This is a genomic window from Methanosphaera sp. WGK6 (assembly GCF_001729965.1).
In the GTDB taxonomy this organism is placed as follows: Archaea; Methanobacteriota; Methanobacteria; order Methanobacteriales; family Methanobacteriaceae; genus Methanosphaera.
In genome coordinates this window covers 19,853-37,088 of the sequence record NZ_JRWK01000010.1, presented here as the reverse complement: position 1 = coordinate 37,088, position 17,236 = coordinate 19,853, and the positions used below count along the sequence as shown (strand labels likewise).

Here is a 17,236-nt window from a genome sequence, read left to right as displayed (position 1 = left end):
AGTTTATATTAACATTTTAAAATTATGGGAAAATAATGGATAAGTGTTTTAAAATGCATGGAAAAGAAATAAGTGAAAATATTGAAGAATATTTAGAAACCATTTATAAAAAAAGTCTAGCTGGAGATATGGCAAAAACAACTGAAATATCAAAAGATTTAGATATAGCTCCAGGTAGTGTAACTCAAATGCTTAAAAAATTAGAAGAGGAAGGTTATGTTAATTACTACCAATACAAAGGAGTAAAACTCACAGATAAAGGTTATAAAATAGCAAAAAGCATAGTACGTAAACATAGACTTCTTGAAACATTTCTTTATGAAACATTAGGCTTAGACATGGAAGATTTACATGAACAAGCCTGTGCTATGGAACATTCATTATCAGATGAAGCTGAAAGAAAGTTATGTCAACTATTAGGATATCCTAATCAATGTCCCGATGATCATAATATAATACCTGTCTGTGATTTAAACATATCTTCCTGTTATGAATGTTCAACAATACATAGTATTGAGGAAATATCACGTAGAGTTGAGAATTTAATAGCAGTAGGTAATATGAAACCAAAACAAGTAGGTAAAGTAAAATTTATTCGAGGAGACAATAATAAAATTCAGGACTTATTAAATCTTGGAATTACTATTGAAAGTGAAATTACATTAATTAACTCCACACCATTAAATGGCCTCGTTAAAATCTTAGTAGAATCTGAAGAATTATTATTAGACAAAGAATTATCTTACAATACATTTGTTGAACTAGAATAACTCTTATCCTAATTCTTTTATTTTTTAATATTTTTTAATTTATATTTTGGACTATTTTTTTCATTTAATTCAATATTTCATCTTATTTTTCATAAATGAATCACTGTTAAATATATTAACTAAGGAGATAATATATTTAAATATTAAAATAGGAGGATATCAATATGGTACAATATAAATGTATGTTATGTGGTTGGGTTTATGATTCAGAAAAAGGAGATGCAGACCACGGAATAGAACCAGGAACATTATTTGAAGATTTACCAGATGATTGGACCTGTCCGTTATGTGGTGCAGGTAAAGATGTATTTGAACCTGTAGCATAGATAAACTAATATACTTTTTTTATAATTTTTTTTATTTTTTATTTCTAAAAATCTTTTTAATAAATTTACTTTTTATCAAAATTTTAGTATTAAACATTAATTAAAAAAAATCACTAATTTTTGCTAATAATATATAAATATCATAATTAATAAAAATATTATTAAAAAAAATAAGTGTTTAGGTGGTGATACTATGTTATTGGTTGAAGGAGAAATAGGTGGGAAAAAATATCAAGAACCCTTTTCAAAAGGTATACTTTCTAAATCATTAGTACGTTCTGAAGTAGAACCTGGGAAAGCTTATGAAATAGCAGTAGAAATAGAAAAATCTTTTGAAGAAGAAGGAACTACAGTAGTATCTATCGTTGATTTAATCAATAAAGTTAAAGATAGATTAGAACAAGAAAATCCATCATTAGCTAAAAAATATTTAACATGGAAGGCAATTAGACGATCAGAGGATCCTTTAATTATACTAATAGGTGGTGCATCAGGTATTGGAACATCTTCTATTTCATTTGAACTAGCTAATAAACTAGGAATTAAAAATATGCTAAGTACTGATATGATTCGTGAAGTAATGCGAAAAATGGTATCTAAAGAATTATGTCCAACATTATTTGAATCTAGTTATACCGCAGCAGATGCATTAACAACTCCAGCACCACCCGAATTTGATAAAACATTATTGGGATTTAAAGACCATGTTAATACAGTAAGTGTTGGATTAACAGGGGTTGTTGAACGAGCTATAAAAGAAGGTATAAGTATAGTTATAGAAGGTGTTCATATTGTACCTGGATTTATTGATGAAGAATTACTAAATACACCTAATGTACATTTATTTGTATTATCATTATCTGATGAAGAAATTCATAAAAGTAGATTTTATTCAAGATGTCGTCAATTATGGGCAAGAAGACCATTAAAAAGATACTTAAAACACTTCACAGCAATACGTAAAACTCATGATTATATAGTTGGTGAAGCACATAAATATTCTGTTCCTGTAATTGAAAATATTGATGTAACTAATACTATTGATTCAATGATTGAACATATCATTGAGGAAAAACAGAAAGAAGAGTTATCACATGAAAAATAATTAAATTTCATATTCTTTTTTTTAAATAATAATTTTAATACATATTTCATATTTTTTTAAAAAGGGGAGTTTAGGGAAATGTAAGTTAACTTACATTTTTTTTATTTCTTCAGCGATTTTTACACCTAGATCAAAACATTTTTCTAAATCTTCATCACTTGGAACATATTGAATTTCAAGATTATCAACCATTTCAAATCCTGCTTCTTCCATTTTAGTATTTAACCATGCAGGACCATTTCCTCCCCATCCAAAGGAACCAAAGGTTGCTCCTAATCTTTTTATTCCAGTTCTTGCAAATTGTAATTCATCAGTGTATAATAATACATCTGCTATACTTGGAAATACCTTATTAAATAGTGTAGGCACTCCCATAAGCACAGCTTTACTTTCAAGAATATCTTTTACAGTTTCACTTCTTTCATCTTCTTTTAAGTAATGCATTTTTACATCTACACCTTGTGACATTAATCCTTCAGCAATTGCATGTGCCATGTATTGTGTGGAGAAGTGCATTGTATCATAAATTAAAGTTGCTTGATCTCTTTGACAAACTCCACTTGCCCAGTTTTGGTATGCTTCAATAATTTTCATTGGTTCTGTCCATATTTGTCCATGAGATGGTGCAATTGTTTTTATCTGTTCAAGTAATCCTAGTTCTACTACTTCTGCGAGTTTTTTATTTAATAATGGAGTTAATGGTGTAAGTAGGTTTGCATAGAATTTTTGTGCTGCTTCCATTAATTCTGCTTCTGGTATTTCATAGTCATATCTATCCATTTTACATAGGTGTTGTCCAAATGCATCATTTGAGAATAGAATTCCATCTTCTTGTAAAAATGTGAACATACTATCTGGCCAGTGTAACATTTTTGCGTCAAGGAATGCGAATGTTTTTTCACCTACTTTTAATGAATCTCCAGTTTCAACTGTTATAAATGTTGCATCAGCAAGATCAGGATAGTGTTTTATGAGTCCTATTTTTGCTATTGGTGTACAGTATATAGGTGCATCAGGGAATTTTTCATGAATTTCTGTTAATGCTCCACTATGATCTTTTTCCACGTGATTTTGGATAATGTAATCAATTTTCATTTCTTTTCCTTGATCTTCAAATGCATTTTGTATTCTTCCCCACATTTGTGCTGAGTATATTTTTCCTGGATATACATTATCTATTAATGCACATTCATCTCCTGAAAATACGAGAAATGCATTGTACGTTGTTCCATGTAATGTGTATCCATGATATTCTCGTCTATCCCAGTCATTAGTTCCTACATAATATATGCCTTCAGCTATTTTTGGTGCTTTTGCTTTTATAATCATTTTTTATACATCCTATTTTTTCATATGAATATGGGTTATATTCATTATTAATTTAGTAGTCAATCACATATAATTTTTATCTAAATATTTCTTTTAATCCTTATTTGAGATTAATTTTTTTTTAAAAAAGTTAAAAAAAAGGTGGGGGTTATTAAACTTGCCAGAGGCCATGTTTAGTACAAAATTCTCTTGCAGTAATATTTTCTGCTTCTGGTATTTTGAATGTTGCTTCTGGTTTGTCACCTGGCTTTAAGTATTGTTTGTGAACTTGTCCATCTGCAATGATTTCAATTACTGCTATGTAGTGATCTTCATCCATAGGATGTTCAATATCTCCTACTTTCACAGTGTATCCATCATCTACTCTTGTAATTACAGGTAAATGTTTTGCTTCTCCTTCTCCTTCTGTTTTTGCTTCTACAATATTTACATGGTTCACATCTACAGTAGGTCCTGGATAGATAAGTTCCATTACATTTCCACTATTTTTACATTGTATTATGTTTGTGAAATCAAAATCTACCATAATTTTTATTCTCCTATTTAAGAATTTATTTTTTGTATTTTTCAGTTTTAGAATTCATCTACTGATAATTCAAAGTAGCTTGTTGGGTGTTCACAAATTGGACATTTTTCAGGTGGTTTTTCTCCTTTGAATACAAATCCACATTTTCTACATACCCATGTAATTTCTTGATCTCTGTTGAAAAATGTTTTTCCTTCTACCATTGCTAATAATTTTTTGTATCTTGCTTCATGGTGGGATTCTACTAATCCTATATTTCTTAATCTTGCTGCAATTATTGGTAATCCTTCTTCTTCTGCAATATCTGCAAATTCAGGGTACATTGATGTTGCTTCTTCGTTTTCTCCAGCTGCTGCTGATGCTAGGTTTTCTGCAGTTGTTCCGTAGTCTAAGCATACTCCTGTATCAATGTCTAATGCATCTTTGTCTTCTTTTAATTCTTGAATCATTTTGAATAATACTTTTGCGTGTTGGAATTCGTTATCTGCAGTTAAAAGGAATATTTCTGCTATTTTTTCATATCCTTCTTTTTTTGCAACTTTAGAGTACATAGTGTATCTGTTTCTTGCTTGACTTTCACCTACAAATGCTTTTGCTAAATTTTCTAATGTTTTTACCATTTATATCACCTATTATGACAAAATATATTTGTTTCAAATTAATATATTTTTTTTACTATAATTTATTATTATCTTAATTAACTATATAAATCTTGTTATTTTTTTTAGTTTATGATATAAATTGGTGTATTGTATTACTTTTTTATCTTGTATATTTTTAATTTTTTATTGTTATTTTTATTATTTTTATAAAATTAATGTTTTTTATTAATATTTTGTATAATTTATTTTTTAAAGTTTTTCAATGTATTTATAGTTTTAAAATAAATAAAAATTTTATATTAATGAATATATTTTAGCAAACCTTCTATAGATTCTCAATCAAAATTCATAAATGTAACTCTATTTCATAATTTCAAATTTTATTTTGAACATGAAATAACTGAAAAGATAAAAAAATGAAAGTAATGGAAGTGGTGGTTATATTCTAAATATCCCGAATATTGTTATTAATGCAGCAACTAGAAATACTAGGGGTGCTAATAATTTAGCTACTGATAGAATTGATGATAATGTTGTTACTAGTTGTGTTGAATTGTTTGGACCAAATGCTTTTAGTTGTATTTTAGCAGTTCCTGATGCTACTTGTACATATTCTAAATCATTTATTGCTTTAGGAATTAGTTTAAGTATTTCTTTAAGTAGTATTTCTTGGTGTTTACTACCTACTGTTAATCCTCCACCAGATATTGTGTTTACAAGGTGTGTGTCTGTTGTCATGACTTCTATCATGTCAATTTCAGGATATTTTTCTTTTATTGTTGTTATTATCTGTTCTCTAAAACCTTTTTGCATGTTATTACCGTCAAATACAACATAGAGCATCTTTTGTGTATCTACTTCTGTTAACATTAGTTTTACTCCACTTTCACCAATTCCATCTTTTACTGGAATTTCATCAAGTGGATTATATGCATAGCCCATTTTTATTGGATATAGTTCTTGATTTGGATTTATTTGTTCAATAGCATTTTCTAGTTGTGTTACTCTGTTTTGTCCAGCAAGTAGTCTATCATAGTTTCCTTCTAGACAATTATGACAATCAACAAAGACTATATCTTTTACACCAGTTTGTGCTTTTGCTTGATAAGATAATGCTAGCCCTATACCATAATCTATATCATCACCAGGATTTGGTGCAAATGTGGTTAATAATACTAGTCCATCATTGAATTGTTGAACTCCTAGTTTTGCATCTTGTGATTTTATTCTTTGAAATTTACTTGCTTTATCAGAGTATTTTAGATTAGGTAATATTGAATTTATTGCTTCAGTTATTTTATCTACTTCTTTTTCTGTAACAGGATTAAAATCATGAGTAGCTGCTCCATGAGCAATTATACTGAAATTTTCTAGTTGATTTGCAACAATTGTTGGTAAATTACTACCTCCAATAGAGCCTACAGGTCCTGGATGTACGCCTGGTGATATGTAATTTGCTTTAATACCTTTTTCTGTTTTAAAACTTATTAAACTAACACTTGTATCTATTTCTTCACCAATTTCATTAAATATTTGTTCCATGCCCTGTGATCCATCACTTATCTGTGCAACAAATAGGCTTAGTAATTCTAAACCTCCAACACCTAAGTTATTTTTGATGGGTGATTGTATTATTTCTACAAATGCATAAACTGCTATAGCTAAAACTATTGCTCCAAGTATTGCTTTAAGATATAATGATAATACTGCATTAATGCTTATGGTTGCAAATGTAATGTAGTTAATTAACACTAACATACTAAGTATAAGTATGGGTTGTATTGCACCTATTAATATTCCTTGATAATAACGTATATTTGATGTTGCCCATAATATCATGGATTCTATGGCAAATGTGAATAGAATACCTAGTACTAAAAAATTAAGTAATGTAATGTTTGTTACTACTGATATAATATATCCTATAATATATAATATACATACAATTAACATACCTATAAATGATAAAAACATTGCTTGTTTTTGTTTTATATGTCTCTTGTTTAGTTTGTTTACAAGTGTATATACTAATCCACCAGAAGCTATTGCTGTGGTTCCCAAGAGGAAAAATGTTGTTGCTCCACCACTGAGAAAGTAATATGCTAATGAATTAAGAGAAAGTCCAGGTTCTAAACAACTAGAGATACCTCCAGTAATAAAACTTACTATAATTATAAGAAGTAAAGAACTCTTTGTTTCAGGTAATTTAATTAGATATTTAGAGGTGTTCATTATTCGATCTGTTAATGCCATTTAATTTTTAATACCTCTTAAATTTTTTTTTATTAGTATAATGTATATTAATATATGTTATTAATTTTTATCTCTGTATATACTTTTATTAAGAAAATAATAATAATAAATTAATCATATAATATTATATAATAAGATTTTTATTGATTTTTTTTACTAAAAAATAATATTGGAGATAATCATGGAATATGAATTAAAGACGCCATTAACTAATAATGATATAAATAAATTAGAAGCAGGAGATACAGTTTATCTTACAGGAAAAATATATACTGCACGTGATAGTGCACATAAAAGAATAATAGAGGAAGGAGCTCCTATTGATTTAGAAGGAGTAGTGTTATTCCATGCAGGTCCTATTATTAAAAAAGAAGAAGACAATTATAATATTGTAGCTATTGGCCCTACAACTAGTATGCGTATGAATCCTTATGAACCAGAAGTTCTTTCAATGGGTGTAAAAGCAATTATAGGTAAAGGTGGAATGGATGAAAATACTCAGAAAGCACTTGTTGATAATAATTGTGTATTTCTTACAGCAGTTGGAGGTTGTGCTGCATTATATGTGAATAGTATTAATAATGTTGATTCTGTTAATTGGCTGGATTTAGGGATGCCTGAAGCTATATGGGAATTAGATGTTGAAAAATTTGGACCACTTATAGTTACTATGGATTCTAAAGATAATAATTTATATAAACGAGATTAGAGGTTTTTATATTGAAAAAAATAATATTACCAGTATTACTAGTTTTATCAGTAGTTTTTATTGCAGGATTTTTTGTATTAACACCATCTTATATTCAAGAAAATGGCAATATAAAACATTTTGAGGATTCAGATATGTCTTTTGATTTAAGTAAATCATGGACTGTTTATGAATATGATGATCCACTAAAAACACCATTTTTATCAAGTAGTCCATCTAGTTTGTTATTAAATCCAGGAAATAGTTCACAATATAGTTATTATGATGGTAATGTAGAAGATTTAACTGCTAATGGTACAGTTTTAAATACAAGTACCACTAATGCTACGGATGTAGTTATTGTTAAAACAGAAATTACTAAAATGGATTCATTACCTGATGGTGTAACAATTGATGAAGCTTATAAAACAGATAGTTTGTATGGAATAATGTCAGGAACAGGTGATTTCCAATTATTAAATCAATCTACATTTGATTTGAATGGACAAACAGCTCATCAATTTATATATACTGTAACTTATACTAAATATCAAGATACTTGGTTTGAAGTGGATGGACATTATTTCAGAGTTTTAAATCAAGCACCAACTTCTGTGTATGATGAAGCAGAAGGTCCATTTAACACTACATTAAGTAGTCTTAACTTTAAATAAATATTTATTCTCATATCCCTTACTTTTTTTAGAAAAATTCTTAGTTTTAAAATTATTATTTGTTATTAGAAATATATTAATAAAATAATTATTTAATATAATATTAAATAATTTTAATGAGAGAATAATATGGATGATAGATTAGAGAAAATATTTACTAATTTTGCTAATGATCAGGCTGATGCTTTAAAAGAAATGGGTATGACTAAAGAAGAATTTGTAGAAAATGCTAAAGAATGGTCAAAGACCGAAGAAGGGAAGTTAGAAATTCAAAAATTCATTTTAAATCAGGAGATTAAAAGTATTGAAGATGAAATTAATGAATTAAAAGATAAGATTACTAAGAAATTGAATTCAATTGGAGAAATTGATGAAGAATTAAGTAAGTTATGATGAGGAGGTAAATGTATTATGGAATTATCCTTTAATAAAAGAGTAAAAAGAGAAAATGATGATGAAAATAAACCTATGTATGTTGAAATTCCTGATGTGATTATTGATGCATATAGTTTACATGATGGTGATAAAATAGAATGGAAGTATTTTATTAATTGTAAAAATCAGAAGAAGACAACATTTACAAGAGAATATAATGGAATGGATTAAATAGATTAATTCCACTTTATTTTTCTTGTGTTGTGTTTATATATTGCTTATTTTATTTTAAATTTTAACTTATTTTTTATTCCACTTTCCCTAATTTCACCCCTATTTTGTTATTATTGTAATACAAAAGTATTACTTTTTAGTAAATCTTTTTATATACCTGTATTACTAAAGTATTAATTATATTACAAAATACTTATAAAGGAGTAATACTTATGATGAAAAAATTTGAAGAATTAATGCATTTTCTTGAAGGACTCAAGATGACTGCAGTGGGAGGTGTATTCCTATTATTCAGTTTAATACTGTTATTCACTAATCATACATTACCTGTAGATCCTGCATGGGTAACAATTATTATTTCTGGACTTCCACTATTATACTTAGCACTCAGTAGACTTGTATATGAACACTGGGTATCATCAGCATTACTAATTGTAATGGCAATGTTTGCATCATTAATGATTGGTGAAATATTTGCAGCTGGTGAAGTAGTATTTATTATGGCTTTAGGAGCACTTCTAGAAGATTATACAGTAAATAAATCAAAACAAGGATTAAAAGATTTAATTGACCTTAAACCACAACAAGGAAGAATAATTGTAACAGAAAATGGTCAAATAGTAGAAAAATTAATTGATGCATCTGAAATTAATAAAGGTGATATTTTAAGAGTACGTCCTGGAGAAAAAATACCTGTTGATGGGGTAATTATAGATGGTAATACCTCTGTAGATCAATCAGTGATGACTGGTGAATCATTACCATTAGATAAAACTATTAATGATGAAGTATTTTCAGGAACATTGAATTTATATGGATCAATTGATATTAAGGCAACAAAAATTGGGGAGGATTCATCTCTTGAAAAATTAATCAGAATGGTTCAAGAAGCAGATGAAAAACAAGCTCCAACACAGAGAATTGCAGATAAATGGGCTACATGGTTAGTACCAGTAGCATTAGCAATAGCAATAGTAACATATCTTGTAACATGGAATATTGAAAGAGCAGTAACTATACTTGTAGTATTCTGTCCATGTGCATTAATACTTGCAACACCAACAGCAATTATGGCAGCAATTGGTCAAGCAACTAAACATGGTGTTCTTATTAAATCAGGTGAAGCATTAGAAAACATGGGAAAAGTAGATTGTATAACTTTTGATAAGACAGGAACCTTAACCTATGGTAATTTAGAAGTATCTGATATTATACCATTAACTGATAATGTAAGTTCACAAGAGTTATTAAAATATGTAACAATCTCTGAAATTAAATCAGAACATCCAATAGGAAAAGCTGTTGTAAATTATGGTAGAAAAGAAGGAATAAATTATATTGAACCTGATGAATTTAATATGATTCCTGGTAAAGGTGTTGAAGTAGAATATAAAGGAGATAAAATACGTTCTGGTACTACTAGATTCATGGAAGAAAATAATATTATTATAGATGATATTTGTATGACTAATTTAGATGAATTACGTGATGAAGGTAAAGCATCAATAGTCGTGGCATTAAACAATACTGTAATTGGACTTGTAGGATTATCTGATGTATTACGTGAAAATTCTGGTGAGGTAGTAAGTACTTTAACTAATGATCTTGAAACGGATATTGCATTACTTACTGGTGATAATCATAAAGCAGCAAATTATTTTGCAAGTAAAGTGGGAATAACGGATATCTATTCTGAACTTTTACCTGAAAATAAAGTGGAAATAGTAGAGCAACTTAAATCAGAGGAAAAAACTGTTTGTATGGTTGGTGATGGTGTGAATGATGCTCCAGCTTTAAAAACAGCTGATGTAAGTGTAGCAATGGGTGGTATGGGTAGTGATATAGCTATTGATGCAGCAGATATTGCATTACTTGGTGATGATATTGAGAAATTACCATATCTTAAAAAATTATCTAATTCCACATTATTTACAATTCATTTAAGTATATCTATTTCAATGTGTATTAATGCAGTAGCTATTGTATGTTCTGTATTGGGATTATTAAATCCAATTACTGGTGCTTTAGTGCATAATGTTGGATCTTGTGCAGTTGTAATGTTAGCAGCATCTTTATATGATAGGGATTTCAGTGATTATATAAAAGCTGTTGAAGTTAAGGAAATCTCTGAAAATCAAAGTATATCTAATTAAGTATTATTATAATCTACTTATTTTATTTTTTTTTAAATGATAAGTGTCTGCTATGATACTATTTATGTAATATTTTCTTTATTTTTCAATTGAAGTAAAATTATCACTTATCAAAAGTTAATTTTTTGAATTTTAGAGAATGTTCTGAATTATTTTTTTGTGCATATTGTATGAATTAATGTTCTTATTTTTAGAATCATTATTAATTTTTGTTCTTATTTTGAGAACTAATTTTCATTAAATTATGCACTATTTAGGAACAAAAAATATTATCAAATCACTTTTTGAGAACTATTATATGAGGTTTATTTCATGCATATGTTTTAAATAATCATTTTTTATCAAAATGAAGCATTAATAATTATTATTTTTAAAAATAGACTTTTTTTAAGCTTTATTTGTAGTTTTTACTATACTTTGTTTTTAAGCTTAGTTTAATATTTTATAAAGTTAATATTCTTTATTTTATAATTGTTGTTATATTTTTATTTTATTTTAATTATAATTATATTTATCCAAATTATATTTGAAATAAAGTAGTTATACAACGTTTTTAACACGTGTTTTTTCAATGTTTTTTTAAGTTTTATTTTTTTGTAAATTTATTCTTATAAAAATATATTAATTGTTTTATAAATTACTTTAAAATAGATGAGTATTTATATTTATTAAAATAAAAAAATATAATAATGTTTAAACATTCAGAACAATTTTTTTAATTAATGTTTTTATATTAGTATAACTTATATAATATTAATTAATAATTAATTATATTCGGACTATATAAAATTTAAAATTATACATATGTTATAATAATTATGAACTTAATATTATCGTATTTGTTATGAGGGATATTAATTGGGCAAGAAAGATGAAAACTCTGATGGAATAGATGAGTTGGTAGCTGCTCGTAAAGATTATAAATTACATCTAACTATTTTACTATGTATAGTAATTGCAGAATATATAGGTATTTATACAATAAATATAAGTGGAATAAATATTGTGTTAATGCCATTATTATATTCATTAGTTTTAGCCATAGCATTTTATTTGGCAAAACCTGCTAAATGGATTGGTAAAGAGCAATCACAAAAATCAGGAACTATTATGATGTTATTAATAGGTCCTTTGCTTGCTAAACTAGCAATTGCTAGTGGTCAAAATATTCAGATTATATTTAATGCAGGACCTGCGATTCTTTTACAAGAAGTAGGTAATCTAGGTACAATATTTGCAGCAATGCCTATTGCATTATTACTTGGATTCAAACGAGAATCAATTGGTATGACAAGTTCAATATGTCGTGAACCACAAATGGCTGTGGTTATAGATAGATTTGGAATGGATTCACCAGAAACTAAAGGTTTCTTCTCAGTATTTTTAATTGGAACTGTATTAGGAACTCCATTCATAAGTTTATTAGTAAGTGTCTTAGTATATTTACTACCATTACATCCATATGCATTTGGAATGGCATGTGGTATTGGAAGTGCTAGTATGAATGCTGCAGCAGTATCATCTGTTTCAACAATATTTCCAGCATTTGCCACACAAATTGAAGCATTTAGTGGAATGACAAATCTAATTTCCATGGTTACAGGTATGTATGTATACATATTAATTGCAATACCATTAACTGAGTGGTTGTATAAGTGGCTAGAACCAATAATTAATAATATACGAATAAAAATATTTAAAATTGAAGAAGATAAAGGGGATATGTAAATAGTGTCAAAGATGTTATCAGTTAGAATGGTTTCAGAATGGATTCTTATATTATTCATATTTTCAATCATGGCAGCTATAAGTAATTGGGTAGGTTATCAATATCCCTTCCAAGAATCATTAATTGGAATGTTTATGTTATGTGCTATTACACTAGTAGGTTTAATGATGGAAAAATTCATACCATATAATATTCCTGCAATTATATACATAAGTTTAATTGGATTGATAGTAGCATTACCCTGGTCACCTATTTCTGGATTATTAATATATTACACATCAAGAGTTGATTTAGTATCTTTAACAACAGTACTACTAGCATATGCTGGTATTTCAATGGGTAAGGATTTGGGTGACTTTAAAAAAGTTGGAATAAGAGGTGTAATTGTAACTTTTTTTGTAATTATAGGAACTTATCTTGGATCCGCTCTCATAGCTCAAGGAGTTTTACTATATACACACATGATATAAAACTACCTTCTTTTTAAAAACCTTTTTTTTATAAAAAAATTAATATTTAAAAATTAAACATCTGAATTATTTTATATAATATTTTTGTCTGTTTTAATGTGATTTATATGAATAAAAAATCTAAAAAAAATAACAATGATTTATTTAATTATAAAATTCATATATCTGTACTATTCTGTGCTATTATAGCAGAATATATAGGAATAACTAAGATTCATATTTATAATGGAATTAATTTTATAATATTGCCTCTTGTATATTCATTAATACTAGCAATACTTCTTTATTTGATAAAACAATACACTTGGATTCAGGAAAAAGAATCAAAAGTTGCTTCAAAATTACTAGTCATATTAATTGGTCCATTAATTGCAAAGTTAGCTATATCAAGTGGTCAAAATTTTACATTACTTATGAGTATAGGACCAGGTTTACTTCTTGAAGAATTAGGGGATATAGGTTGTATATTTATAGCATTACCTGTAGCATTACTACTAGGATTTAAAAGAGAATCAATTGGCATGGCAAGTTCGATATGTCGTGAACCACAAATGGCAGTTATAATAGATAAATATGGATTTGAATCACCAGAAGTAAAAGGATTTATGGCTGTATATCTAATAGGATCAGTTCTAGGAACTATAATTATTACAATTATAGCAAATATATTAGCATACATAATTCCATTACATCCATATGCATATGCAATGGCATGTGGAGTTGGAAGTGCTAGTATGAATGTAGCAGCAGTATCTGCATTACAAACAATATATCCAGAACTAGCCCAACAATTATATGCATTTAGTGGAATTTCAAATCTAATATCAGTAGTATTCAGTTTATATATGTATATATTCATATTACTCCCATTAACAGAAAAACTATACAAAATACTATATCCTATGATGAATAAATATGTATTTAAGAGATAGTTATTAAATTAACCTTTTTTTTTCAAATAATTTTATTAAATATAAAAAACATAATTATAATTACTTTTTCTAATAAAAACAGGAGAATTTATAATGAAAGAAACAATAATTGAAAAAACAATAGAAACCATGGAACAATTAAGAACTAATAGTCCACTAACACATTGCATAACAAATGTGGTAACAGTTACAGATTGTGCAAATGCAGTACTTGCAGTAGGTGGATCACCAATCATGGCAAATGCTCCTGAAGAAGCTGAAGAAATAACAGGAATATCAAATTCCTTACTAATCAATGTAGGAACACCAACATCAGAACAAGTAACAACAATGATAAAATCTGCTAAAAAAGTAAAAGAAACAAATAAACCCTACGTACTTGACCCAGTAGGTGTAGGAATTAGTAAAATTAGAAATGAAACACCCATAACTTTAATTAAAGAAGCAAAACCCGCAATTATAAGAGGAAATTTATCTGAAATAAAAGCAATAGCAATGTTCTTCAATATACTAGATGAATGTACAAAAGCAAAAGGGGTAGATGTTGCAGAATCTGATAAAATAAATGAAGATACACTTGAATCACAAGGAGAACTAATAAAAAACATAGCTAAAAAATTAGATACAACAATAGCAGTATCAGGACCAATAGATATAATTTCTGATGGGAATGAAGTATATGTGATTGAAAATGGTGATGCAATGATGTCTAATATTACGGGAACTGGTTGTATGCTTGGATGTATATTAGCAGCATATGCAGCAATAACAGAACCATTAATTGCAGCAATAACAGGAACTGTTGTAATGGGCATAGCTGGAGAAATAGCTGCTCAAACAACTATAAATAATAAACAAGGAACAGGGTCATTTGGAACATACTTAATTGATGAATTATCCTTGATGAATGATAAAACATTATTTGAAAAAGCTAATATAAGAAAACTATAGGTGGATTCTATGGCTATTGATTATAGTGTATATCTTGTAACTGATCAATTTGATTTTAATGAAGAAGAATTTCTTAATATAATAGAAGAAGCAATTATTGGTGGAACAACAATAGTTCAAATAAGAGAAAAAAATAGTAGTACTCTTGACTTCTATAATTTAGCTTTAAAGGTTAAAGAAATAACTGATAAATATGAAGTACCATTAATAATTAATGATAGATTAGATATAGCACAAGCAGTAGATTCTGCAGGAGTACATCTAGGACAAGATGATATGCCCTGTAAAATAGCACGAAAAATTTTAGGACCTGAAAAAATAATAGGAATTAGTGCAGAAAACTATGAAGATGCAAAACAAGCACAAATGGATGGAGCAGATTACTTAGGAATTGGAGCAATACAAAAAACAGCCACTAAAGAAGACTGTGATGTAATACCAAGAGAAGATTTATTAAAAATAAAAGAAACAATAACTATCCCCTATGTAGCAATAGGTGGAGTAAAAGAATATAATACACGAGAAATTATAGAAAATTATGATTTTAATGGTGTTGCAATTGTATCAGCAATAATGAAACATAAAAATCCAAGAGAAGCTTCAAATAATTTTTATAATATAGTAATCAATGAAAAATAACTTCTCTACCTATTTTTTTATAAAAAAACTTATTCTTCAAAAAAAGTGTAATTAGTGAAAATAATTATTACACATGTTTAATATTAGTATAATTAGAAATTTCACTGTTTGTTGTTATTAAATCGTTAATATTCAAGTCATGAATATTATCATGACCAGTAATACGTGAAAATGTTTTAATTTCATCTAGACTAGCATTTAAAAAGTTTGTTAATCTTTTTGAAGCAATGTCTATTTTTAATCTTTTACGTAATTCAGGTTCCTGTGTAGCAATACCTACAGGACATTGTCCTTTATCACATGCTCTGTATTGTTGACAAGCAATTGCTATTAAGCTTGCTGTTGCAATAGCAACTGCATCTGCACCCATTGCTAAAGCTTTAGTAAAATCACTAGATACTCTAAGACCACCAGTTATTATTAATGAAATATCTAATTCATGTTTATCCAGATATTTTCTTGCACGATGTAATGCATATATTGTAGGAACACTTGTTGAATCTCTAACAAGTAATGGACTTGCCCCTGTAGCTCCACCTCGTCCATCAATTGTAATAAAATCTGGTTTAGCATAACTTATGTATTCTAAATCATCTTCAATATGACCTGCTGCTATTTTAATACCAATTGGTCTTCCATCAGATAATTCACGTAAATTATCTACTTTTTCTTTAAGATCTTCTCGTGTTTTAATTCCAGGGAATGTTGCTGGTGATATAATATCTTCGCCCATATTTTTATTCCTGATTTTTGCAATATCTTTAGTAACTTTGTGTCCTGGTAGTAAACCACCCATTCCAGGTTTTGTTCCTTGACCAATTTTTATTTCTATAGCATCAGCATTTTTAAGATTTTCCTCAGTTACAGAGTATTCATTTGGAATATATTCAAATATATATTTATATGATTCTGCTTGTTCTTCGGGTAATATTCCTCCTTCACCACTACACATTGCTGTTTTTGCAGCTGCACTTCCTTTTGCTAAGGCTATTTTACTTTCCTCAGATAATGCACCATAAGACATGTGAGATACATATATTGGATTATCAAGTATCATTGGTTTTTTAGCATTTTTACCAATTATTGTCTTAGTATTTATAGGAACATCTTCTTCTAAGGGTAATGGATTTAATTGATTGCCTAGTATAAGTATATCATCCCAACTAGGCATGGACATTTTTGTTCCCATTGCAGCTACTATAGGAGTACCTGTTTTACTTAATTCTTGTATAGTACTCATATGTCTAATTGATGTAGTGGTTCTTTCAAATTCAAGAGGATATGAAATTAATTCAGTGTTTTCTTCACTTGTTTTATCTGAAATTTTATTTGTTTCTTCTTTTTCTTCTACTGGTTGGAATTGTGATGCATTTAAGCCACATACTGGACATTTTTCAAGTTCACTTATTTTTCCTTCCTTTTCTTCATCGTAGATATACCCACATATTGGACATTTATATTTCATATTTACAAAACTCCC

General features: G+C 27.9%; 18 protein-coding genes. 13 read left to right on the top strand and 5 right to left on the bottom strand.

What is annotated here, in order from left to right; translation table 11 throughout:
• Positions 1-35: 35 nt before the first annotated feature.
• From NL43_RS06075 to NL43_RS06065, 3 genes are all read left to right on the top strand, one after another.
• Positions 36-770, top strand: coding sequence for a metal-dependent transcriptional regulator (locus tag NL43_RS06075; protein ID WP_241776228.1), 735 nt, complete (start codon positions 36-38; stop codon positions 768-770).
• A 164-nt stretch (positions 771-934) separates the two neighbouring features.
• The gene (gene rd, locus NL43_RS06070; RefSeq protein ID WP_069593161.1) at positions 935-1,096 is read left to right on the top strand and encodes a rubredoxin; all 162 of its coding nucleotides are present in this window, start codon (positions 935-937) and stop codon (positions 1,094-1,096) included.
• 193 nt (positions 1,097-1,289) lie between these two features.
• Complete coding sequence (locus NL43_RS06065) at positions 1,290-2,201, top strand: 2-phosphoglycerate kinase (RefSeq protein ID WP_069593160.1); 912 nt, start codon at positions 1,290-1,292, stop codon at positions 2,199-2,201.
• 90 nt (positions 2,202-2,291) lie between these two features.
• Here NL43_RS06065 and NL43_RS06060 read toward each other — a convergent pair whose 3' ends face one another.
• The 4 genes from NL43_RS06060 to NL43_RS06045 all read right to left on the bottom strand — a co-directional run bounded on the left by NL43_RS06060 (position 2,292) and on the right by NL43_RS06045 (position 6,911).
• Positions 2,292-3,524 carry an FprA family A-type flavoprotein gene (locus tag NL43_RS06060; RefSeq protein ID WP_069593186.1) on the bottom strand — a complete coding sequence of 411 codons (1,233 nt, stop codon included), beginning with the start codon at positions 3,522-3,524 and terminating at the stop codon, positions 2,292-2,294.
• A gap of 157 nt (positions 3,525-3,681) precedes the next feature.
• A complete protein-coding gene (locus NL43_RS06055; RefSeq protein ID WP_069593159.1) occupies positions 3,682-4,056 on the bottom strand; it encodes a desulfoferrodoxin family protein in 375 nt (124 codons plus the stop codon).
• Between the two features lie 47 nt (positions 4,057-4,103).
• Positions 4,104-4,676, bottom strand: a complete 573-nt coding sequence (gene rbr, locus NL43_RS06050) for a rubrerythrin (protein WP_069593158.1) — start codon at positions 4,674-4,676, stop codon at positions 4,104-4,106.
• Positions 4,677-5,096: 420 nt separating this feature from the next.
• Complete coding sequence (locus NL43_RS06045; RefSeq protein WP_069593157.1) at positions 5,097-6,911, bottom strand: DUF2070 family protein; 1,815 nt, start codon at positions 6,909-6,911, stop codon at positions 5,097-5,099.
• Between the two features lie 181 nt (positions 6,912-7,092).
• Between NL43_RS06045 and NL43_RS06040 the strand changes: the two genes are divergently transcribed.
• The 10 genes from NL43_RS06040 (at position 7,093) to thiE (ending at position 15,756) form a co-directional block, all read left to right on the top strand.
• Entirely contained in the window at positions 7,093-7,620 is a 528-nt protein-coding gene (locus NL43_RS06040) for a FumA C-terminus/TtdB family hydratase beta subunit (protein ID WP_069593156.1), read from the top strand.
• A gap of 11 nt (positions 7,621-7,631) precedes the next feature.
• Positions 7,632-8,273 carry a hypothetical protein gene (locus tag NL43_RS06035; protein ID WP_069593155.1) on the top strand — a complete coding sequence of 214 codons (642 nt, stop codon included), beginning with the start codon at positions 7,632-7,634 and terminating at the stop codon, positions 8,271-8,273.
• 129 nt (positions 8,274-8,402) lie between these two features.
• Positions 8,403-8,666 carry a hypothetical protein gene (locus NL43_RS06030; RefSeq protein ID WP_069593154.1) on the top strand — a complete coding sequence of 88 codons (264 nt, stop codon included), beginning with the start codon at positions 8,403-8,405 and terminating at the stop codon, positions 8,664-8,666.
• 18 nt (positions 8,667-8,684) lie between these two features.
• Entirely contained in the window at positions 8,685-8,879 is a 195-nt protein-coding gene (locus NL43_RS06025; protein WP_069593153.1) for a hypothetical protein, read from the top strand.
• Between the two features lie 215 nt (positions 8,880-9,094).
• Positions 9,095-11,035, top strand: a complete 1,941-nt coding sequence (locus NL43_RS06020) for a cation-translocating P-type ATPase (protein WP_241776227.1) — start codon at positions 9,095-9,097, stop codon at positions 11,033-11,035.
• An 858-nt stretch (positions 11,036-11,893) separates the two neighbouring features.
• Positions 11,894-12,763: a DUF3100 domain-containing protein gene (locus NL43_RS06015; RefSeq protein WP_069593152.1), complete on the top strand. Its 870-nt coding sequence runs from the start codon at positions 11,894-11,896 to the stop codon at positions 12,761-12,763.
• Between the two features lie 12 nt (positions 12,764-12,775).
• A complete protein-coding gene (locus tag NL43_RS06010; RefSeq protein ID WP_069593151.1) occupies positions 12,776-13,234 on the top strand; it encodes a hypothetical protein in 459 nt (152 codons plus the stop codon).
• A gap of 107 nt (positions 13,235-13,341) precedes the next feature.
• Positions 13,342-14,166, top strand: coding sequence for a DUF3100 domain-containing protein (locus tag NL43_RS06005; RefSeq protein ID WP_069593150.1), 825 nt, complete (start codon positions 13,342-13,344; stop codon positions 14,164-14,166).
• A 93-nt stretch (positions 14,167-14,259) separates the two neighbouring features.
• Entirely contained in the window at positions 14,260-15,117 is an 858-nt protein-coding gene (gene thiM / locus NL43_RS06000; protein ID WP_069593149.1) for a hydroxyethylthiazole kinase, read from the top strand.
• Between the two features lie 9 nt (positions 15,118-15,126).
• Positions 15,127-15,756 (top strand): thiamine phosphate synthase, encoded by a 630-nt coding sequence (gene thiE, locus NL43_RS05995; RefSeq protein WP_069593148.1) that lies wholly within the window; start codon positions 15,127-15,129, stop codon positions 15,754-15,756.
• A gap of 67 nt (positions 15,757-15,823) precedes the next feature.
• Here the strand turns inward: thiE and NL43_RS05990 are convergent, their stop codons facing one another.
• A complete protein-coding gene (locus tag NL43_RS05990) occupies positions 15,824-17,221 on the bottom strand; it encodes a glutamate synthase-related protein (RefSeq protein ID WP_069593147.1) in 1,398 nt (465 codons plus the stop codon).
• Between the last annotated feature and the right edge of the window lie 15 nt (positions 17,222-17,236).